Annotated in this window: 18 protein-coding genes; 3 read left to right on the forward strand and 15 right to left on the reverse strand. The window is 33.3% G+C overall.

Going from position 1 to position 21022, the window contains the following annotated elements; genetic code table 11:
* Nucleotides 1-6: 6 nt before the first annotated feature.
* The 6 genes from C240_RS16220 to C240_RS16245 form a co-directional block, all read right to left on the reverse strand.
* Nucleotides 7-1263 (reverse strand): hypothetical protein, encoded by a 1257-nt coding sequence (locus C240_RS16220; RefSeq protein WP_271498039.1) that lies wholly within the window; start codon nucleotides 1261-1263, stop codon nucleotides 7-9.
* Complete coding sequence (locus C240_RS16225; protein WP_271498042.1) at nucleotides 1256-2026, reverse strand: tandem-type lipoprotein; 771 nt, start codon at nucleotides 2024-2026, stop codon at nucleotides 1256-1258. The genes C240_RS16220 and C240_RS16225 overlap by 8 nt, the downstream gene beginning before the upstream one ends.
* A 168-nt stretch (nucleotides 2027-2194) precedes the next feature.
* A complete protein-coding gene (locus C240_RS16230; protein WP_271498045.1) occupies nucleotides 2195-2971 on the reverse strand; it encodes a tandem-type lipoprotein in 777 nt (258 codons plus the stop codon).
* A 25-nt stretch (nucleotides 2972-2996) separates the two neighbouring features.
* Nucleotides 2997-3770, reverse strand: coding sequence for a tandem-type lipoprotein (locus tag C240_RS16235; RefSeq protein ID WP_271498048.1), 774 nt, complete (start codon nucleotides 3768-3770; stop codon nucleotides 2997-2999).
* A 25-nt stretch (nucleotides 3771-3795) separates the two neighbouring features.
* Nucleotides 3796-4560 (reverse strand): tandem-type lipoprotein, encoded by a 765-nt coding sequence (locus C240_RS16240; protein WP_271498051.1) that lies wholly within the window; start codon nucleotides 4558-4560, stop codon nucleotides 3796-3798.
* A 233-nt stretch (nucleotides 4561-4793) separates the two neighbouring features.
* A complete protein-coding gene (locus C240_RS16245) occupies nucleotides 4794-6347 on the reverse strand; it encodes a WD40/YVTN/BNR-like repeat-containing protein (RefSeq protein WP_271498054.1) in 1554 nt (517 codons plus the stop codon).
* 1164 nt (nucleotides 6348-7511) lie between these two features.
* Here C240_RS16245 and C240_RS16250 point away from each other — a divergent pair.
* On the forward strand, nucleotides 7512-7805 hold the full coding sequence (locus C240_RS16250; protein ID WP_271498057.1) for a hypothetical protein: 294 nt from the start codon (nucleotides 7512-7514) through the stop codon (nucleotides 7803-7805).
* 173 nt (nucleotides 7806-7978) lie between these two features.
* Here the strand turns inward: C240_RS16250 and C240_RS16255 are convergent, their stop codons facing one another.
* The 8 genes from C240_RS16255 to C240_RS16290 all read right to left on the reverse strand — a co-directional run bounded on the left by C240_RS16255 (nucleotide 7979) and on the right by C240_RS16290 (nucleotide 15799).
* Nucleotides 7979-9160 carry a hypothetical protein gene (locus tag C240_RS16255; RefSeq protein ID WP_271498060.1) on the reverse strand — a complete coding sequence of 394 codons (1182 nt, stop codon included), beginning with the start codon at nucleotides 9158-9160 and terminating at the stop codon, nucleotides 7979-7981.
* Between the two features lie 2 nt (nucleotides 9161-9162).
* Nucleotides 9163-9594: a hypothetical protein gene (locus C240_RS16260; RefSeq protein ID WP_271498063.1), complete on the reverse strand. Its 432-nt coding sequence runs from the start codon at nucleotides 9592-9594 to the stop codon at nucleotides 9163-9165.
* Between the two features lie 145 nt (nucleotides 9595-9739).
* The gene (locus C240_RS16265; RefSeq protein WP_271498066.1) at nucleotides 9740-10069 is read right to left on the reverse strand and encodes a nucleotide pyrophosphohydrolase; all 330 of its coding nucleotides are present in this window, start codon (nucleotides 10067-10069) and stop codon (nucleotides 9740-9742) included.
* Entirely contained in the window at nucleotides 10057-11778 is a 1722-nt protein-coding gene (locus tag C240_RS16270) for a DUF2075 domain-containing protein (RefSeq protein ID WP_271498069.1), read from the reverse strand. The genes C240_RS16265 and C240_RS16270 overlap by 13 nt, the downstream gene beginning before the upstream one ends.
* A gap of 527 nt (nucleotides 11779-12305) precedes the next feature.
* Nucleotides 12306-13274 carry a DUF1002 domain-containing protein gene (locus C240_RS16275; protein WP_271498072.1) on the reverse strand — a complete coding sequence of 323 codons (969 nt, stop codon included), beginning with the start codon at nucleotides 13272-13274 and terminating at the stop codon, nucleotides 12306-12308.
* Between the two features lie 166 nt (nucleotides 13275-13440).
* Nucleotides 13441-15168, reverse strand: a complete 1728-nt coding sequence (ptsP, locus tag C240_RS16280; protein ID WP_271498073.1) for a phosphoenolpyruvate--protein phosphotransferase — start codon at nucleotides 15166-15168, stop codon at nucleotides 13441-13443.
* Entirely contained in the window at nucleotides 15168-15434 is a 267-nt protein-coding gene (locus C240_RS16285; protein ID WP_071878892.1) for a phosphocarrier protein HPr, read from the reverse strand. The genes ptsP and C240_RS16285 overlap by 1 nt, the downstream gene beginning before the upstream one ends.
* A gap of 173 nt (nucleotides 15435-15607) precedes the next feature.
* Nucleotides 15608-15799: a hypothetical protein gene (locus C240_RS16290; protein WP_271498077.1), complete on the reverse strand. Its 192-nt coding sequence runs from the start codon at nucleotides 15797-15799 to the stop codon at nucleotides 15608-15610.
* Between the two features lie 331 nt (nucleotides 15800-16130).
* On the opposite strand from C240_RS16290, the gene C240_RS16295 reads away from it, so the two are divergent.
* On the forward strand, nucleotides 16131-18386 hold the full coding sequence (locus C240_RS16295) for an ATP-dependent Clp protease ATP-binding subunit (RefSeq protein ID WP_271498080.1): 2256 nt from the start codon (nucleotides 16131-16133) through the stop codon (nucleotides 18384-18386).
* A gap of 255 nt (nucleotides 18387-18641) precedes the next feature.
* Nucleotides 18642-18956 carry a DUF1827 family protein gene (locus C240_RS16300; RefSeq protein ID WP_271498084.1) on the forward strand — a complete coding sequence of 105 codons (315 nt, stop codon included), beginning with the start codon at nucleotides 18642-18644 and terminating at the stop codon, nucleotides 18954-18956.
* A 621-nt stretch (nucleotides 18957-19577) separates the two neighbouring features.
* On the opposite strand, the gene C240_RS16305 is transcribed toward C240_RS16300, so the two are convergent.
* The coding region (locus tag C240_RS16305; protein ID WP_271498088.1) for a GBS Bsp-like repeat-containing protein at nucleotides 19578-21022 on the reverse strand (1445 nt) is incomplete at its 5' end.

Raw genomic sequence — 21022 nt, forward strand, 5'->3', positions numbered from 1 at the left:
GAGCATTTATCCTCCTATTTGCCTAGCTAACTCTTGGTCGGTTTCTACTTGTTTGTCTATAGAAGTTTGGACTTGTCCAATTAAATCATAGTATTCTTGCTGGATTGAAGATAATTCAGATATTTTTTGCGCATATTCTTCTCTGGGTTCTGTTCGAACAAACGGTTCTGTTGCTCCACCAGCAGTTAAAGAATCCAATACTTCTCCTTGGTGTAATGTAGAACCTATAGAATCAGCCATTTTTAACGTATTCGTCCATAACGTATTTGCGTCTTTCTTTGCTTCACGGTACATTTTTTTGATATCCTCTATTTCGATTTGAAGGGTTTTGCTCATCCCTTGTGTTAAAATCAAGGCTTCAGACGCATCTAAATAAATTTCTTCTGCGGCAGATAATCCGCCACCACTTTTCAAAAGCTTTGCTCGCAAAACATCTAATGCTTTTAACTTACTCCGAGTATCCGTTTGAACTTTTTGTTGAGCTACATAAATTTTATTTAAATCAGGTGTATGCTGACGAATAAATTCTTGTTCTTTTTTGGTTAAGAAACCAGTAATATCATGTGCTTTGCCATTTTTAATAACAATAATCTTTCCTGGATAGACACTACCTGCCACACCATTGGCAGCTTTATTTAATGGGTCATCTTCCGAGACAAAATAAATGACATTTCCCTTGTAGCTTGCAAATAGATCAGATAATTCCTGTTGATTCGACTTCTTCAGATTTCCTAATAAATTCATCAAAGGAGCAGAATTATAAAGAATAATATTCGGGATATTATGCTCCATCCCCATGATAGTTCCGTTTCTTCCACCTAGTGAATGCCCTGTAACCGTATCAATGTTATATCCATTTGATTTTAAATCATTCATAAATTTGTTGCTAGCGTCAAAATACGATGAGGAAGGGCCGTCACCTTTAAAAGCAATGTTTCCCCATTGACCTACATCCTTAGAAGCATTTCCCCAAAATCCATTATCTAAGTTTGTTCCTGCAAAACCAACAACAACTTTTCCAGTGTTAGTATCTAAAAATGCTACACCGCTTGAACTTGTTTTTTTATCGTAGAATGCGTCGACTAGTTGGAGATTTGATGGGAATTTTTTATTGCCTTGTAATGCTTCTAACTGATTAATTATATCTCTATCTGATAAACCATTCACTAAGGCATTTTCTATCTCATACGAAATAGTAGCAACAGCACTTGTAGACTCACTATTTTCTTTAATTCCTTTATCTTTAACTTCATACTTACTCATTATCTAAATCCTCCTCAGACAGAGGTTGAAAATCAATAAAATCTGTAAAATAAATGCTTAATTTTTTATCAAACTTAATCTCTACTTTCTTATACCCTAAAGAGTTTCCTTTAATATCACCTGTACCCTTCAATAATAAAGTTGGGGGTATATCTGTGGGAATATCATTCCTATTTCTTAGTTCCTTTACGTTTAAATCGTCATTTGTTAGTTGATATTCTAATTCATACATGGGAACTTCTGGATTATACATTTTTTTTATATTTTTATACTTATCTAGCTTTTCAAAGTCTCCATATTGTACAAAAAATTGGAACTTTTTTATTTTGCTCTCAAGTTCTTTATCGGGAATTTCTTCTTTTGGTTGAAAGCCTTTGTCAATATAAACTACTGGGTACTTTTCAATTCTGCTGCTTTTCCCAAAAGAATTAGGCGTAATAGAGCTATAGTAATAACCTTTCATTTTTCGTGTGTTTCTGTTAATTCTTAGTCGCATTCCTTCGGTAAGTAAATCTCCATCCTCTGTTTTGCTCATTGAAAATTCAGAATTTAGCACCCACACGCCCTTATCATCCTCATCAAACTCATCATCCCGATAACCTTCCATATCATAAAAGCTTTCCAAATCTGGTGTTGGATACATAGCTAATACTTTATCAAAACTTTGTTCTATTTCTGCTTTATTTTTTGTGTCGCATCCTGTTAATCCACTCATTATTATTAATCCTCCTAAAAATAAATATAGTCCCTTTAAACGACTCATATTCTATTTACCTCCCAAAAAGGAAAAAATATTTTTCATATTTAATAGTTTACCATTATATGGATACACTTGTCTCTAGTAATTACAAAGTTTTACTCTATTTAACGACTAATTTCACGTAGATCTTGCTTTAGTATTCTATTAAAAATATTCCATCCCTTTCAGAAGCTATGCTTTCCTATTGAATATATCCTCCTCTGATGAAGGCTGGAAATCAATTGAATCATCAAATACAATTGCCGGTTTTTTAGAGAAACGTATTTCTAACTGCTTATAGCCAACAGAACTTCCTTCCAAATCTCCGGTTCCTTTTAACAATAACGTTGGTGATTTCTCTGTTGGAATTTCATAACGCTCTCTCAATGCTTCAACATTTTTATCCTGATTCGCTAATTGATACTCTAATTCATACATAGGTACTTCTGGATTGTACATTTGTTTAATATTTTTATATGTATCTAACTGACTAAAATTTCCATATTGAACAAAGAATTTAAAATTTTGTATTTTATTTTTTATATGTTCATCATTTATATTTTCAACTAGATGGAAGCCTTCATTGTCATAAGTTACCTCATAATTCTTTTTTGTAACTGGCTTACTCAAATCATTCCATGTTGTAAAAATGTAATAGTATCCCTTTGCTGTCCTGGTGTTTCTATTTAGCCTCAAAATCATACCTTCTGTAAGCAAGCCATCATTTTCCGCTTCACTGATAGACATACTAGAATCAAGTACCCAAACACCCTTATCATCCTTATCAAACTCATCATCCCGATAACCTTCCATATCATAAAAGCTTTCCAAATCTGGTGTTGGATACACAGCTAATACTTTATCAAAACTTTGTTCTATTTCTGCTTTATTTTTTGTGTTACATCCTGTTAATCCACTCATTAGTACAAGCATTCCCAAAAATAAATATACACACTTTATACGTCCCATGTTTTATTTAACTCCTTATATATTGTCAATAATTACTAGCCAAATCCTCCTCAGAAAGAGGTTGAAAATCAACAGAATCTGTAAAAAATACGCTTGGCTTTTTATCGAATCTAAATTCTAACCGTTTATAGCCGACTGAATCACCTTCCAAATCCCCTGTCCCTTTTAATAACAGCGTTGGTGATTTCTCTGTTGGAATATTATAACGTTCTCTCAATTCTTGAACATTATTGTCAGTATTTGTTAGCTTATACTCTAATTCATACATGGGTACTTCTGGATTGTACATTTTTTTAATATTTTTATATGTGTTTAACTGACTAAAGTTTCCATACTGAACAAAGAATTTAAAATTCTCTATCTTCTCTGATAGCTTCCTATCCTCTAATTCTTTGGCTGGGCGAATTCCTTTTTCATCAAACACTATTGGGTACTTTTTTTCTTCAATCCCTTTTTTAATATCATCATAATATTTTCTGACAAAATAAAAACCTGTTCCTTTTTTGTTATTTCTGTTCAACCTTAGAAGTGCTCCTTCTGAATAAATGTCTCCATCTATTTCATACGATATTGCCATATTATTATGTAACACCCAAACGCCCTTATCATTCTTATCAAACTCATCATCCCGATAACCTTCCATATCGTAAAAGCTTTCCAAATCTGGAGTTGGATACATAGCCAATACTTTATCAAAACTTTGTTCTATTTCTGCTTTATTTTTTATGTCACATCCTGTTAATCCACTCGTTAATGCTAGTATTCCTAAAAATAAATATAATCCCTTTAAACGTTTCATTTTTTATTTAACTCCTTAAATATTATCAATCTAAATCTTCTTCCGATAGAGGTTGAAAATCAATAGAATCTGCGAAAAATACACTTAGTTTTTTATCAAATCTAAATTCTAGCTGTTTATAGCCAATTGAATTACCCTCTAAATCCCCTGTTCCTTTTAACAATAATATTGGTGATTTTTCTGTATCAATATCATATATACTTCTTAACGCTTGAACATTGGAATCGTCATTTGTTAGTTGATATTCTAAATCATACATAGGAACTTCCGGATTATACATTTTTTTTATATTTTTATAGTTATCTAGTTTTTTAAAGCTTCCATACTGAACAAAGAACTTAAAATTTTCAATTTTCTTTTTAACTACTTCTCCTTGTACATCATCTAATAAATGAAAACCTGCTTTATCATAAATCACTGGATATTTTTCTTTTTCGATAGGTTTACTTAAATCATTAGAAGTTTTTCTAATATAGTAGAACCCTTTTGCTTTTCTTGTATTTCTATTGATTCTGAGTAGCATTCCTTCGGTAAGTAAATCTCCATCCTCTGTTTTGCTCATTGAAAATTCAGAATTTAGCACCCAAACACCTTTATCATCCTTATCAAATTCATCATCCCGATAACCTTCCATATCATAAAAGCTTTCCAAATCCGGAGTTGGATACATAGCTAATACTTTGTCAAAACTTTGTTCTATTTCTGCTTTATTTTTTATGTCACATCCTGTTAATCCACTCGTTAGTACAAGCGCCACTACAAATAAATATATTATTTTAGAATCCTTCATGTTCATTTTACCTCCTAAAAAGGTTGAAATATTATGCACGATTACTAGTTTATCATTACCTTGATACATTTGTCTCTAGTGATTACAAAATAAACAAAAAAGACATCTTGATATCCTTTGGCATTAAATCGGCTTAAACCAATTAAAAAGGGAAATCAAGATGTCCTATGCAAATTTTATCAAAAATACTTTAGATCTTTTTAATTAAACAATATTTTTCTATTCGTAAATATCTAATCGGTTTGCTTAACTTGAGAAAGTTCTTCTACAAATTGCCACGTTTCTCCATTGTCGGTAGAACGGAATAAGCAAGCAAACATTTTTCCACGGTCAATGTCACCCGTTTTTAACAAATAAAATTTAGCTTCTAATGTGTTGGTTCCTGTTTGAATGATTTCGTTTGGTGATTGAAAAAGGTCTAAGCCGCCTTTTTTATAGTCTTCTGGTAGTGTTACAATCGCTTCTTTAAACGATGAACCGCCATTTGTTGTATAGTAAAGCTGCTCTCTAGTCGCAATAAAGCCCATCATTTGGGATAAAAAACTACTATTTTGAATCGGCTGACTAATAGACGTGCCGCCCATTCTCGTCCAATTTTCGCCATGATCGACCGTTGAATAAATTGAAATAAATTCTTCTGACATATCTGTTTCGCTGGAAGTAACTAAAATACCGCTATCTGGTGTGTAATAACTTGCTTTGCGATAACGTAAACGTCCCATGTGTTCTTCTACTAGCCCTTGTGTCCAATTTCCTCCACCATCGGTTGTTTGCAGTGTGTAAAGTGCTGTTTCATCTGGTGAAAAAATAAACCACGAAAAATCAGGTGCCAGTGAATAGCTTTTATCCATCCAGTAACCTTGCGGAATTTCTCCACCTGTCAGCATATAATTACCTGCTCGCAGCCATGCTGGTTTTAGTGGCACAAATTGCCAATTCTGTCCGCTATCTGTTGTCATATACAGTTCATCGGTTTGTTGATTCCACTCTAATTTCATCTGCTCGCTGACTTGATAGTCGGGAGCTGTTCCTTGTTTAACGGGTGTTCCTGAACTATTTTCCCCAGCTGGATCTGCTTGTTCCCAGTCGTTTCCACTGATATCTTCGGCTGCAAGTGGCGCATCAAATCGTGCATATAGGTCTTTTACATAGGCAAACGATAAGAGAAATACTCCCAATCCCACAGTAGCGAATAAAATAAGCGCTTTCCTTTGGGTCGGCAGTTGGCTTTTAAAAGAAAATGGAAGTTCTTTTTCCGTTTCTGTAATCATAAATAATTGAACTCGTTCAAATCCAGCAACTATTTTCTGCGTTCCCATCATGATTGGTTCATCATCTAAAGAGGTTGTTACACAGATTGTGTTTGCCTTCGATAGTTTTACTTTAGGGATACGCGCTTGTTTTGTCGCTAGATAATAATTTTCTTCATCGCTGTAGATCGTTTCATAGGCGACGATTTGTGCTATTTGTTTTTTTAGCCATGTATCAATAGTTTGTTGATTTCGGATTTTTCGGATGTAAATTGCGAGCATTAACCCAAGAAGACCGATGCAGATTGTCCCCCCAACTACAATGATTGCTTGATAACTTCTTATAAGTTGCAGGTAGCGCATACCGTAATAGTTGATCCGAAAATGGATGACTGCAGTTAAACCAATGAATACAAAAATAGTGATCCCCAAAATCCCTAACAAACGTAACATTGAACGGTTCGCATTTTTTCTTAATTTTTGTTTGATTGTTTCTTTTTCTGCTAATAGTTCAATGTATAAGAGTTCCTGATCCATAATATTCTCCTTATTTTCTCATTTTATCCATAATCTCATTGTAGCAAGTATTCTTGAATTATCAAGGTTAAATTAGTTGAGGGAATCGATGGGATTTTGGGGTAAGTTGTTTGTCGTATGAAAATTTTTTTGTTATTTTTTCTTATATATAAGGGAGCGGTTTTTGGTGTTATTTAATGGTTTCTAGTGAAAAATATAGTTGCGTGTTCGTATTCTTTTCAGATATACTTGAGGAGTAGGATAGATAAAAAAACAGTGTATTTGAACATAAACTGTTCAAATCAGAATATAAAAATAAATTGGCACTTCAAATGTCTGGCAGCAACCAGAAAATTGAAGCCTTGTAAAGACAGCGAACACTGCCCAAACAAGTTGCCAATAGTGCTAGCAACATGTACTAGCTTCTTTTATTGTACCTAAAGTTTACCTATTTTCCTATAGGTTTATTGGATTCTTTTTTAGGTTACTTTGAAAAAGTGGTAGATGATTCTTTGGACTATTGTAAACGATATTGGGTGATATTACCTGATATCGTTTTTTCTATTCTACAAATTTAGTAAAAGGAGGTTTCGTTCAAACGCAAAACAACCAATTAAATAGAAAAAGGCACTTCACCATCTGACAGCAATCAAATGATGAAGCCTTGCATAGACAGCGAACACTATCTATACAAGTTGCCAATTGCTAGCACAAAAGCACTAGCACTTTTTATTGTACCTAATTTTACTGGAATTTTCTAGTCTGTCTGGAAATTTTTGGTTGGGATTTTGTATTTTATGGAGAGGTTAAGCTTTTCTAGGGGATTGATGACGGTATTGGTGGTTAAGTTAGGGTGATAAAAAGTCGTTAAGATTTGAGCAACTGGACTAAAAATGAAGCAATGCGCTTTTCGTATTGGGGCATTTTTGGGAAGTTGTCGAAAAGCTGACTTTTTCTCGCTGATTACTACAATAGCGTTTTTTGTTTTGCTTTGAGAAGAAAGTGATAGAAGCATCACGAGGCTTGGAAAAATCATACGGAAGTCGTTTTTATCACTGGTTTGTTTAAATAGTTGCCTGAGTCAATGTGCAGATAAATGTGTTAAGTTTTGAAGCGTTGAACAATATTTTTCAGCGCTTCATGCTACTGGTTTTAAGAGTACTTTTAAAATGGAGGAAATGGGTTATGAAAAAAGAAGGTCAGAGTTTAAAGGTGATTCCTTATCAGGATATTACGGATTTGCAGCATACGTTGGATCGGTTGCAGTCTTGGGAGGAGCCGCTTGCAGTGTTGGATCATTTTTTTCAGTTTCGGAAAGGGCCGATTAATAAGAAAAAGGTTGTGAAGGAGTATTATGCTTGTGGGCATTTGTTTCATGCTTTTTTTGAGGAGTTTATTAGGTTGATGGGGATTGAAGAGGATAAGGTTCGGAAGTTGGATGAGGAGAGGAAGGTTTCGAGTGAAGTTTTGAGAAAGTGATGTTGATACAAAATAAACTAGGCACATTGTGTTGAGTGCGCCTAGTTTATTAAATACGATTATCAAAAAAAAATCATTTCATTCTTAAGATTTACTAAATAGTCTGAAACAACTCCATCTATACCACAAAATGATTTTTTTATTTCTTAGTGGAAATAATTCTGCAATGTATTCTATAAATCTTCATTTAAAATTGTAATATTATTTTCTTCCATAATATTAAGCGTTGCTTTTTCAGTTACTTTTTGTAATCTATTCACACTATCAAATGAAAATTTAGCCGCTTCTCTTAATTTATTTTTTGACGATAGCTCTATAGTATCAGAAACAACTTTATCATCCACATTATCATTCAAAAATTTTTCTAACTCTTCTATTTCATTTTCTAAAATTAAAATTTCTTCATCTTTATCTTTAGCTCGTTTTAAATTATCAATCCTAGTTTTGTGTAGATATATTCGTTGTTTTGTTACATTTATTAAAGTAGGCAAAAAACCTATGCCAAAGGCTACAATATAGCAAAGAGGACTATTCTGAGAAATAGATTTATTTTCAAAAAACCTATAATTACTATGTTGAAATTTACTTCTTACAATCAATTCAGAGCACAGAATCCTTAGATTATTCTCTTCTCTGACTAAAACAATTGGTCGATTAGTTGCTAAAAAATATTTTTTAAATTCTGAATTGGGATCAAATTTCATTTTATTATCATTCATATTTTCGATAATAAACTCCACAGAGTAATTATTTGATTTCGTCTCTTCCATCTTTTTGTCATAAAAATCAAGTTTTTTTTCTAGAGAACTCATTTTCTCCTTAGTATTTTTATCGATATTATTCTTAGAAATTATAAATCGAAATATTGTATCTTTAATAGAAAAATTTAAATTATTAATATTTTGTTTCATTTCAAAAAGTGACTCTTCTTTATTAGGTAATAAAAACTGATTCTTATTGCAAAATGTAACTGTTTCTCTATATGCTTCAAATATTAGAAATATCAGTGATACAAATTTATCAGGAAATAATGATATTGGTGATCCTAAATGGTACCATTTTACTAACCCTTTTTTATTATCAATATCTATGATACCCGATGAGTACTTAGTATATTGATTTCCAATATTTACCGAATCATTCAACACATATATATCTTTAGGATCAGTTCCTCCGATTAATAACGCTCTAATAGTATTTATCAATTCATTTTGGTAATACACATTATTAATGGTCTTGCTTATCCTTGTGATTTCCCAACCACTGTACAAAGAATCGCGACTACTAATAAGTTTAACTGTTGGCTTTCTTAGGTTACTATCGTTATTTTTCATTAACTCTGAATACTTATCCATTATTATTCTCCTTTTTGCTTCATCTTCAATAAATAATCCTTTTTTTCCTCTAAAAGTTTTTTATTTTTTTCTTTTAACTGCTCAATTTCTTTTACATGCTCATTTTCTTGTTCTATTTGTTCCTTAAAATCTAATTCAACTAAGTTAAACAGCAATAAACTTACGCTAAGTGCGGTCAATCCTCCTCTTGAAGAAAATGATAAAATATTTTTAATAATGTCAGAATCAAAAATATTCCAACAAAATATTCCTGCAGTAACTAAAATTCCTATTAAAAAACTATAGTGCTTAATTCTATTACTGCTAATACTTTTAAACCAAGATAAAATGGGAGTTGAAATTGTCATAGTATTTGTAAGCACTGTTATATATATTAAAATATTATTTGTGATACTTGAGCTATTATCTCCTAACAAATATAAGGACATAGTCATCGTGACTATACCTAAAATTATCAAAATATAGTTTGGTAGATTATTCTTTTTAATTTCAATCCCCTCAATTCAAATTAGATATATATTTTCGCTTAAAATACAGGTATAGAAGTTAGAGCCGTTTATATCAATTTTTTCAGCAAAATCAAAACTTTGTATACTTCTCTTTATTCCCTTTACTCTTTCCAACTGGATATTTCTTACCATTCAACTCCAATTTCTTCTCAATAATCTCCTCAATATCCAAACCCAAATCAGAAGCCAACATCAAGCTATAAATCAATACATCAGCCAATTCCTGCTCAATATTCTCTTGGTTATTCTCTTTCGCTTCTTCACTCGTTTTCCACTGAAAATTTTCTAGTAGTTCAGAAGCTTCCAATGAAATCGAAATGGCTAAATCTTTTGGATTATGAAATTGTCGCCAATCACGTTCATCTCTAAATTGATTGATTCTTTCTATTAGTTCGTCCATTTTGATTTCTCCTTTTGAATCGACATTAATTTCTCTCTAAGCTCATCATTACTAGCATAAATATATAAACCATTGATTCCTCGTTTTAACAAAACATTGATCGAATTTAAAATAATTTGTTCTTTCACTTTATCAATATTTTCGATTCCTTCACGACCTTTAAATGCTTCTGAATCTTTGTATTTTTCAATATCGATTTTTAATTCATTCTTATCAGCATCGTAACCTATTGAAGGTCCTAAAATCACACCTACATAGTTCAAATCAAATCCTTGTATTGTATAAATCGAACCAACTTCATTTATCGTTTCTTCCTCTTCTGCCCAGCTTTTTTTGTAATCTGTGCGATTCCATGGTGCGGAAAAATCACCTTCTTCAACAAGATAATCTCCACCATCTTTTTTATGCGTATAATCAAAAGTTGAAACTATTCTACTTAGACCATATTTTTGATTTTTTTCTTTTATTTTCATTCGCATATCTTCGGCACTTGAGAAAAAACAAAAGTCGAAATCTTCATCACCAAATCTTTTATCGAATTCAGACTTCTCTCGTTTAGTAACTTTAGGAAATGGTAAAATTTTTCGGTCAACAAAGGAATCTACCCAGTGTACAATTTCTGGATCAGCTTTCATCCTAAATTGAGTAGTTAAATGATATTCTTCGTGAATCGGAAATTCATTTTTTATCTCAACAAGGCTATCAACATTCCAATGACTTTTAAGCTTTAAAACCTGTTTTTCATCAAATACAACAATCGTGACTTTACTTCTTTTAATAATCTCTTCCAACTGATTTTCGTATTCAAAACTGTTGTACTTATCTTTTGTAGAAAGTAATAAATGAGACTCATCTACTAAAACAATATCTGCTAGATTGATTTTCCCTTTGTCACACTCATTAATAAAACTTGTAGGTTTCATAAAATTTTTCTTTTTCAAATTAGGAAGACTTTCAGCTATCTTTTTATATGTTTTTAACATCTCATTATGATTGACTAAAAGATAGTTATTATCTAGATTAAAGTTAGTTTCTTTTTTCTCAGCTAAGTCTTGAACTGTTTTAAAAATTGAACTTAAAACAACACTTTTCCCAGTTCCTGCTTCTCCCGCGATAAAGAAGACATGGTGTTCATTTTCATTGTCATTTAAACTTCGTTTGCAAAAATCAATTACCTTTTCTTTCAAATCTTGTTGTTCTGGTGATAATCCGCGAAATGGTGATAATTTGAAAGTATCTTTATTTCTTAAATAATCTACACTATGTTTAACAATTTTTTCTTCTTTTAGTTGTGTCCATATTCTAGGAAACAAGATTTCATCATAATATTTTTTATCATAATAGTTATGAGATTCACTGCCTTTGATTTGGCTTCTATTTTCAACCTTATATTTTTCATCAGCAATAAAACAACTAATTAAATTTGTTTCTATATTCAACGCTGCAGATACGTTCAATGTTTCATGTCCGATCATAATAATTTTCTTCATCATAGCTTTCTTGTCATTTTTTAAATGCTCAGACATTCGTTTGTCAAAACGTCTACTTTGTCCAACGTATGCTTCTGGCATTTTCTTCTTATCCGTATTATATAAAATATATAAAATAGGATAGTTTGTTTCAAAAGGATCTTTTAATTTTTCAACCTCTTTTTCACAAAAATCATATTCTTTGAGTTGAATTTTTATACTATCATCTTCATAATTCATAATCTACACTCTCCTAAACACATTGTAACAATTATTTTGAAAATAAGGAATCTTTTATGTAAGAAAATACGTATAAAAAAAGAAATTTTGCGTAATAAGAAGAATGCTACATCTTTAAGCAAGAAATCTAAGAATTACGGTGTAACTTACAGGGAATTATTTATAAGATTAAACTGCACCATCCTCTTTAAAAAAAGAACTTCCTTCTGGATGTTCCTTTTTTGAAAAAGTATTCCCTAATTATTATCATTTACTATGTATAAACCAAATTTTATGCAGTATTTTCCTTTGCTCCTCTAAAAATTGTATTTCTTTATTCCAAAACCACAAACAAATTTGAACTTTTGCTAGCCTTTATTTCCATTTCTCCTGAACTTTTTACTTTTTGACAATTACATCTTTTTTTTGTAATAAAGCAAGTCCAGTTAAAATCCATTCTACTTAAAAACCACAAAAAAGCCAAGGTCGGAATTAGCTTCCAAACCTTGACTTTTCATATCTACTCTTCATTTCTCAAATTCAATAACCTATTTCCCAGTAACCGAATCCCAAAGTCCGCTAAAGAATCCTTTGATACTTGCCCAAAGTCCTTTAGATTTTTCTTGAATTTGGTCTTTTGCCTTTGATAAATCTAGTTGATTTACAAAGTCTTCAAAAATATTTTTATCTTTCATACTGGTCATTAATGATGTTAATTCATTGACTTGAGCGGATGTCATCACATCTTGAATGCCTTGGCTTTTTAATGCATTTTCAACGGTTTCTTGAATATCTTTTTGTGTTAGATTTTGACCGTCAGCCGTTTTAGCTGCTAGTTCTGTTTTGGCTTGTTCTTGGGCTGCGTTTAAAGCTTCATCTGAATAACCATCTTTATCTTTGTTTTCTTCTGTGATTTTAGAAAGTACGCCCATTTCATCTTGTGCGACTTCTACTCGGTCGCGATTAATGATGCCGCCAGATTCTTCAACGATTTTATAGACACCTGCTAAAGCTCCAGAACCATCAATCGGTACAGCTGATGCTACCGTTAATTTTGCATCTGTAATTCCTGCTGTTACTGCTGCATTTTGATATTGGGCAGAAGTAATTTTTGTGATGTTTTTAGGTGTGGCAATATCAACTGTAATGCCTGACCCTTTTTTCTGTGTTTCCATCCGAACCGAACTGTAAACAGCCCAATCAGCAGTAAAACCACCGTCAGGAATAAAGCTCATTAAATCTTGTCCTGTGGTTGTATAAATTGGTGTTTCACCTTTAATCCCTAATTCTTTTAAGGTATAGTCTTTTTGTTCTGTTGTTAAGGCGTTTCCTAATGCAACTGCATTAATTTTTAATTCTTCTTCTGAACTGCTAGAAGTTGCTGTTGAGCTTGAATTAACGGTTGTACTTTCAACTGTACTTGATTCTTCAGCAAATGCTGCTACTCCACCAGATACACCAGTAGAAATTAAAAGCATCGCCATGATCAATGCCATATTTTTTTGATTACGTTTCATAAAGTCCTCCTGTAAAACTTTTACTAACTCTTACTATACAACAATTTTTCTAGTTATTCCTTAAGGAGGCTGTCGTTTTAATAAATTTTTATTGTATGTCTTGCATTTTTGTAACAAAATAAAAAAACAAGTTGAATCATTTAAGATTCAACTTGCTTCAATAGGCTTATTTAGTGTATTCAGAAACTAATTCCATAACTTCTTCCATTGTATCGCAGTCATTCAACGCACGATCCGCAAGTTCAGCCATTTTCTTAGTATCTAGACGTTTCATCAAGCTGCGTGTTTTAAGGATAGATGTTGCACTCATTGAGAACTCATCTAAGCCCATACCTACTAATAGAGGCACTGCAGTTTGGTCGCCCGCCATTTCTCCACACATACCAGTCCATTTACCTTCTGCATGAGATGCATCAATAACGTTTTTGATTAAACGTAAGATTGAAGGGTTGTATGGTTGGTAAAGGTAAGAAACGCGTTCGTTCATACGGTCTGCGGCCATTGTATATTGGATCAAGTCATTTGTTCCAATACTAAAGAAGTCAACTTCTTTGGCGAATTTATCCGCAATTACAGCTGCTGCAGGAATTTCGATCATGATACCAACTTGAATAGCATCAGAAACGCTTGTTCCTTCAGAAACTAATTTTGCTTTTTCTTCATCGAAGATTTTCTTCGCTGCTCTAAATTCTTTTAATGTCGCAACCATTGGGAACATGATACGTAAGTTACCATGAACAGAGGCACGTAATAATGCACGCATTTGCGTACGGAACATTTCGTCGCCGCGTTCAGATAAGCTGATACGTAATGCACGGTAACCTAAGAATGGGTTCATTTCATGCGGTAATTGAAGATAAGGTAATTCTTTATCTCCACCGATATCCATTGTACGAACCACAACTGGTTTGCCGTTCATGCCTTCAAGAACAGCTGTATAAGCTTTATATTGATCTTCTTCTGTTGGGAAGTCCGGAGAATCCATGTATAAGAATTCTGTACGGTATAAACCAACAGCTTCTCCACCATTATTGCGTACGCCTTCTAAATCTTTTGGTGTACCAATGTTAGCAGCTAATTCAATATGTTTGCCATCTGCTGTAATTGTTTCAGCATGTTTTAATTTATCCCATTCAACTTTAAGGTCAGCATAAGCTTTACCTTTTGCTTCAAAGTCAGCTTTTTCAGCATCAGATGGATGTACGATAACATCGCCATCGATTCCGTTAACAGCTAAAATATCGCCTTCTTTGACTTTAGCTGTGATTTCTTTAGTTCCCACGATTGCAGGAATTTCAAGAGAACGAGCCATAATCGCTGAATGTGATGTACGTCCGCCAATATCAGTAACGAATGCTTTTACATACGTACGGTCTAATTGAGCGGTATCACTTGGTGTTAAGTCGTGGGCAACCACAACAACTTCTTCGTTAATCATTGAAGGATTAGGAAGTGTTACACCTAAAAGGTGAGCTAAAATACGTTTAGCAACGTCACGAATATCAGCTGCACGCTCTTGCATGTAGGCATTATCGTCCATCGCTTCGAACATACCGATATACATATCAGTAACTTCTTTTAACGCTGATTCAGCATTCACTTTATTATCTTGAATATTTTGTTTGATTTGACCGATCATTTCAGGGTCAGCTAAAACCATTAAATGCGCATCAAATACTTGCGCTTCTTCTTCGCCAAGGCTTTGCGCTGCTTTTTCTCTGATTGCTTGTAATTCAGTCGTTGATTTTGCTAAAGCAGCATCCAAACGACTTTCTTCTGCAGAAGTATCATCGACAGATTTTTTATCAAAAGACAAATCAGGTTGAACTAACAGGTAAGCTTTAGCGATAGCAACACCATCACTTGCGGCAATTCCTTTTAGCATTTCAGACATTATTCTGACAATCCTTCTTTTTGCATTGTGTCAACGATTGCTGCTAATGCATCAGCTTCGTCTACACCGTCAACAGAGATAGTAACGTCTGAACCTTGACCAACACCAAGAGACATAACGCCCATGATTGATTTAAGGTTAACAGATTTACCTTTGTATTCTAAGTTAATATCTGAGTTGAATTTGCTTGCAGTTTGAACTAATAATGTAGCTGGACGAGCGTGAATCCCTGTTTCTGCTACGATGTGAAAATCTTTCTTTTCCATATGAATCGGTCTCCTTCGTAAGTAAAATAATTTTTTATGTTAGGGTTTTCCTTTTCTGATACGCTCCAGTGTGAAACGTAATCCAAAAAAGACCCTTTCAATTTTTAAGATTACCATTTTTTGTGAGTAGATACAACACTTTTCACCTATTTTTTATCGAATGAAAAGATCATTTAATTCTCTTCCTTTTGATAATGATATATAATTCTTCCATTTAATCCAGCTTCACCGACAATCGACATTCTATCAGATAATTCTTTCCAGACTTCTCTAAAGACCATAAAGTCTTTGGGTTCGACGGTAAATTCTGAAATCTTCCCTTCTTTTAACGCATTAATTTGTTCCATAAATGGGTTTTCATCCATCACTTAATCACAGCTTTCGTGTTTATTTTTAGCCTGAAGATATTGTATGATAAAAAGTCAAATTTGTCTAAATTATACCTGTTTGTTCTATAGATATATGAAATTAATTTTCAAAAAAGGAAATAAATGGACTTTCAAGCTTTATCTTTTTAGTTTAAGTTTAATTTTCCCTTAAGCTTTCAATCCAAATCAGAGTTCAATTGCTTGATTCTTCTATAAAAGATGCTATAATATTTTCAAAGGTCAAAAATGGTCAACTGATCTTTTGACCTAATCTCTATGACTTAAAATAGTTAGATTAGTCTTATTTTGAAAGGACGTGTTTTATCCTATGATCTGTCAAAATTGTCAACAGAATCCTGCAACAATCCATTTATATGCAAATGTAAATGGTCAAAGAAAGCAATTAGACTATTGCCAAAGTTGCTACCAAAAATTAAAAGCACAAACAAATGATAATCAACCAACAATGTCGCAACAAGATCCATTTGGTTTTGGAAGTTTAGATGATTTATATCGTTCTTTATCTCGTCAAATGCAAGAACAGCAAGGAAATCCCAATGGTCAAGTCCCACCTACTCAATTCGGTGACGGCAATGGCTTTAATGGTGGACAACCGCCAAGAGGAAATGCTAGTCAAGTGGACGGACTTTTAGGCGAATATGGTATCAATATTACTGAAGCTGCTAGAAATGGCGATATTGATCCAGTAGTTGGTCGTGATGAAGAAATCAAACGAGTTATCGAGATTTTAAATCGCCGAACAAAAAACAACCCTGTCCTAATCGGTGAACCTGGGGTTGGTAAAACAGCCGTTGTCGAAGGTTTAGCCCAAAAAATCATTGATGGTGATGTACCGCAAAAATTATTAGACAAAGAAGTCATTCGTTTAGATGTGGTTTCTTTAGTCCAAGGTACAGGCATCCGCGGTCAATTCGAAGAGCGCATGCAAAAATTAATCGAAGAAATCAAACAAGCAGAGAATGTTATTCTGTTTATCGATGAGGTTCATGAAATTGTCGGCGCTGGCGCTGCTGGCGATGGCAATATGGATGCCGGGAATATTTTAAAACCAGCTTTAGCTCGTGGAGAATTACAAATGGTCGGCGCAACTACGTTAAACGAATACCGGATTATTGAAAAAGATGCTGCCTTAGAACGTCGGATGCAGCCGGTTCGTGTTGATGAACCAACTGTTGATGAAACAATTGCTATTTTAAAAGGACTACAAAAGCGCTATGAAGACTATCATCATGTGAAATATACTGACGAAGCTATCAAAGCCGCTGCAACACTTTCAAATCGTTACATTCAAGATCGTTTCTTACCAGATAAAGCGATTGATTTACTAGACGAATCTGGTTCAAAAATGAACTTAACGATTCAAATTGTTGATCCAAAAACAATCGAAAAGAAACTAGCCGACGCAGAACAACAAAAACAACAAGCTTCTGCTGAAGAAGATTTTGAAAAAGCAGCTTATTATCGCGATCAAATCAATAAATTACAATCAATGAAAGAAAAACAAATCAGTGACGAAGAAACACCTGTGATTGATGAGAAAAATATTGAAATGATTATCGAACAAAAAACAGGTATCCCAGTCGGTGATTTAAAAGAAAAAGAACAAACACAATTGAAAAACTTAGCTGTTGATATTAAAAGTCATGTTGTCGGACAAGATGATGCAGTTGATAAAGTGGCTAAAGCCATTCGCCGTAACCGTGTCGGTTTGGGCAAACAAAATCGTCCAATTGGTTCTTTCTTATTTGTTGGACCAACTGGTGTGGGTAAAACTGAATTAGCAAAACAATTAGCTTTTGAATTATTCGGTTCAGAAGATTCGATGATTCGTTTTGACATGAGTGAATACATGGAAAAACACAGCGTGTCTAAGCTAATCGGTTCCCCTCCAGGTTATGTTGGTTATGACGAAGCTGGTCAATTAACGGAAAAAGTTCGTCGCAATCCTTACAGCTTGGTTTTATTAGACGAAATCGAAAAAGCTCATCCAGATGTTCTACACATGTTCTTACAAATTCTTGATGACGGTCGTTTAACAGATGCACAAGGCAGAACGGTCAGCTTTAAAGATACTATTATTATCATGACAAGCAATGCAGGAACTGGAAATGTGGAAGCAAATGTTGGTTTCGGTGCTGCTCGTGAAGGCGTAACACGATCTGTTTTAGGTCAATTAAATAACTTCTTTACACCAGAATTCTTAAACCGTTTTGACGGAATTATCGAATTCAAGACCCTAAGCAAAGAAAACTTGATGAACATTGTCAGCTTAATGTTAGATGAAGTTAACGGCTTACTTGCTCATCAAAAATTGCATATTGAAGTACCTACAGATGTTAAAGAAAAACTAGTTGATCTAGGCTATGATCCAGCAATGGGTGCTCGTCCATTACGCAGAACCATTCAAGAACAAATTGAAGATGGGATTGCAGAATATTATTTGGATCATCCAGAAGAACACCAACTAACTGCAACTTTAGATGATGAAGGTAAAATTATCGTGACTGGTCAAACCACCGTTGATTCTACTGAAGTAGTGGAACCAACAACTGAAGAAGAATAACAAAGAGAGAGAAAGTAGTTTAAAACTGCCTTCTCTCTCTTTTCTGTTCTATTTTATACAAATAAAAAGAGAATCTATTACTCATTCTCTTTACTTTTTTGCTAATCTCAAGTCAAATTTCTTTTTATTTAAGTCGAAAAAATTTATAATAAAACTGATTACTACATTCAACAAACACATTAACAGCTCGTTTGTCTTTACACATAAGCTGTTTTATCAAAAATAAACAAAATACATAAAATTGAGGTGAAGAACATGAAACTGGTCAATGTAACGAATAGCTACAAACAATTAGTTAATAAACAACTAGAAAATACCGATGCATACTTTATTAAAGTTTATTCAGCGGGTAACACGACCGTCGTTTATACCGAAGCTGCTCAACATGCTGAAATCCTGATTGTTAATAAAAAGCGCTCTGTTCGTAAAACAGAAATTAACGAGATTTTAGGCTATTTCTTAAAACGAATTCCTAAAGAGAAATATAATCGTGACCAAATTTCTATCATTGAAGTAAAAGATGTCACAGAGATTTCAATTCCAATGTTATCTAGTTTAGTTGAAAATTAAACAAAAAATTGTGCTGAAATGCGTGTGATTTCAGCACAATTTTTTGTTTATTGAGAACACTAATTTTCAATTTAAACTTTCTAATCGTTTTTGAACCATTGGAGGACTTTCTCACAAGTGAATCAGTAAACCGGCATGAGAATACCTATGACCATGTATGCTTATTTTCGATAGTTCCACTCTATCTTTAACTTTCTTCACGTTGTTCTCTGAATAAAAAAAGTAGTATCAGGCTAAATACCAATTCAATGTTTTCGCTCTTTTATTGATACTTTTTCTACATAAATAGTAGTTTGACCGTGTCGCTGCCTAGATACAATTTTGGAATACTATTCTTTGTTTTTAAGAAGTAGCTTTTTTTGCTGAATTGTTACTTATCGTTGAAAGACTTATATAGGATTTAAATATTCTTGAGATGTCTGTGTATTTTGATTTAGATATCTCATCCGTTGGAATAAAATACTTCTACACCCAAATGAATTGTTTTAATTAAATTTTTTGAACGGTTCATTTTAAGGGTTCAATACACCAAAGATTATTCAGCAAATTAATTACACTGAAAGACCACATCGTTAGATTGTTTCTCTAATCGATGTGGTTTTATTTTTTATTGCATGTTGATTATTTTCTAACGACTACTGCCCCTTTAGTTAAATTATAGGCTTTTTCAAAAGTAGAATAATCCACCCAATATTTTCCTTTTGCTGGATCTGAAACTAAATATCTTTTTGCTTGGTCATTATATCCAGCTAATGTCATGATATGCGCGTTATCTACTCCTCTACCCCAGAAATAGTTACCCCATATTGGAGAAGCAAATTCGTAAGTGACGTATACAACTACTGGATTTCCTTGCTCTAATTCCCATCTTAACTCTGCAGGAGAACTACCAGAGATATCTTGAACATTTCCATATCTCTTTCCCCAATCAGCTAGAGGTTTTGCGAAAATCGATTGATACGTACCGTCTGTCATATACGCGTAAGGCGTACCTGCAAAACCATTATTAGGATTTTTATTCGGCGAAATTGGCATTTCTCTCAGAAATGTTCCTAAATTATAATTTTTTGCCTTGCCAACTGTATGCAACCCTTGCAATAAGGAAGCCGCTTCACAGCCCATTGGCGCTCCAGATGAATATTGATTAATAAACGGAACATTCAATTCTTTCTGAGTAACGACCGTTCTTTCTAAATTATAACTAGTTGAGCCTAACCCTGTACTCTTACCATTAATGGTACCATAGATATGGGTTATAAATAGTCCTCCGTTTTTAAATTGAGCTGAATCCACAATCACTGACCATGAGCCATCTGAATTTTTTGTTCCATTTAACCATTTAATATCATCTTGTCCATTTGTATTACTCCATGTTGGAAATTCTACCTTTGACACATTTCCTCTATTTGGATTGAAGATTGTAACTTTCATTTTGTTGTTACCTATTGCTGTTTTTTCTACCACATTCATTGGCGGAAATTCTAAATTATAACTTGTTGAACCTATCCCACTACGTGTTCCATTTGTTGTCGCATAAATATGAGTTATGAATTGACCGTCATGTTTGTACTCATTGGCATCCACAATTACTGAATACGAGCCATCGGAATTCTTTGTGCCATTTAACCATTTAATATCATCTTGACCGTTTGTATTACTCCACGTTGGAAATTCTACCTTTGACACATTTCCTCTATTTGGATTATAAATTGTTACTTTCATTTTATCTTTACCAATTGCTGTTTTTTCTACTACATTCATTGGCGGAAATTCTAAATTATAACTTGTTGAACCTATTCCACTACGTGTTCCATTTGTTGTCGCATAAATATGAGTTATGAATTGACCGTCATGTTTGTACTCATTGGCATCCACAATTACTGAATACGAGCCATCGGAATTCTTTGTGCCATTTAACCATTTAATATCATCTTGACCGTTTGTATTACTCCACGTTGGAAATTCTACCTTTGACACATTTCCTCTATTTGGATTATAAATTGTTACTTTCATTTTATCTTTACCAATTGCTGTTTTTTCTACTACATTCATTGGTGGAAATTCTA

It is taken from the genome of Enterococcus sp. 5H, assembly GCF_028128615.1.
Classification (GTDB): Bacteria; Bacillota; Bacilli; order Lactobacillales; family Enterococcaceae; genus Enterococcus_L.

Coding starts and splice junctions, on each gene's coding strand:
- C240_RS16220 (WP_271498039.1), bottom strand. CDS start 1,263: ATGAGTAAGTATGAAGTTAAAGATAAAGGAATTAAAGAAAATAGTGAG.
- C240_RS16225 (WP_271498042.1), bottom strand. CDS start 2,026: ATGAGTCGTTTAAAGGGACTATATTTATTTTTAGGAGGATTAATAATA.
- C240_RS16230 (WP_271498045.1), bottom strand. CDS start 2,971: ATGGGACGTATAAAGTGTGTATATTTATTTTTGGGAATGCTTGTACTA.
- C240_RS16235 (WP_271498048.1), bottom strand. CDS start 3,770: ATGAAACGTTTAAAGGGATTATATTTATTTTTAGGAATACTAGCATTA.
- C240_RS16240 (WP_271498051.1), bottom strand. CDS start 4,560: ATGAAGGATTCTAAAATAATATATTTATTTGTAGTGGCGCTTGTACTA.
- C240_RS16245 (WP_271498054.1), bottom strand. CDS start 6,347: ATGGATCAGGAACTCTTATACATTGAACTATTAGCAGAAAAAGAAACA.
- C240_RS16250 (WP_271498057.1), top strand. CDS start 7,512: ATGAAAAAAGAAGGTCAGAGTTTAAAGGTGATTCCTTATCAGGATATT.
- C240_RS16255 (WP_271498060.1), bottom strand. CDS start 9,160: ATGGATAAGTATTCAGAGTTAATGAAAAATAACGATAGTAACCTAAGA.
- C240_RS16260 (WP_271498063.1), bottom strand. CDS start 9,594: ATGACTATGTCCTTATATTTGTTAGGAGATAATAGCTCAAGTATCACA.
- C240_RS16265 (WP_271498066.1), bottom strand. CDS start 10,069: ATGGACGAACTAATAGAAAGAATCAATCAATTTAGAGATGAACGTGAT.
- C240_RS16270 (WP_271498069.1), bottom strand. CDS start 11,778: ATGAATTATGAAGATGATAGTATAAAAATTCAACTCAAAGAATATGAT.
- C240_RS16275 (WP_271498072.1), bottom strand. CDS start 13,274: ATGAAACGTAATCAAAAAAATATGGCATTGATCATGGCGATGCTTTTA.
- ptsP (WP_271498073.1), bottom strand. CDS start 15,168: ATGTCTGAAATGCTAAAAGGAATTGCCGCAAGTGATGGTGTTGCTATC.
- C240_RS16285 (WP_071878892.1), bottom strand. CDS start 15,434: ATGGAAAAGAAAGATTTTCACATCGTAGCAGAAACAGGGATTCACGCT.
- C240_RS16290 (WP_271498077.1), bottom strand. CDS start 15,799: ATGGATGAAAACCCATTTATGGAACAAATTAATGCGTTAAAAGAAGGG.
- C240_RS16295 (WP_271498080.1), top strand. CDS start 16,131: ATGATCTGTCAAAATTGTCAACAGAATCCTGCAACAATCCATTTATAT.
- C240_RS16300 (WP_271498084.1), top strand. CDS start 18,642: ATGAAACTGGTCAATGTAACGAATAGCTACAAACAATTAGTTAATAAA.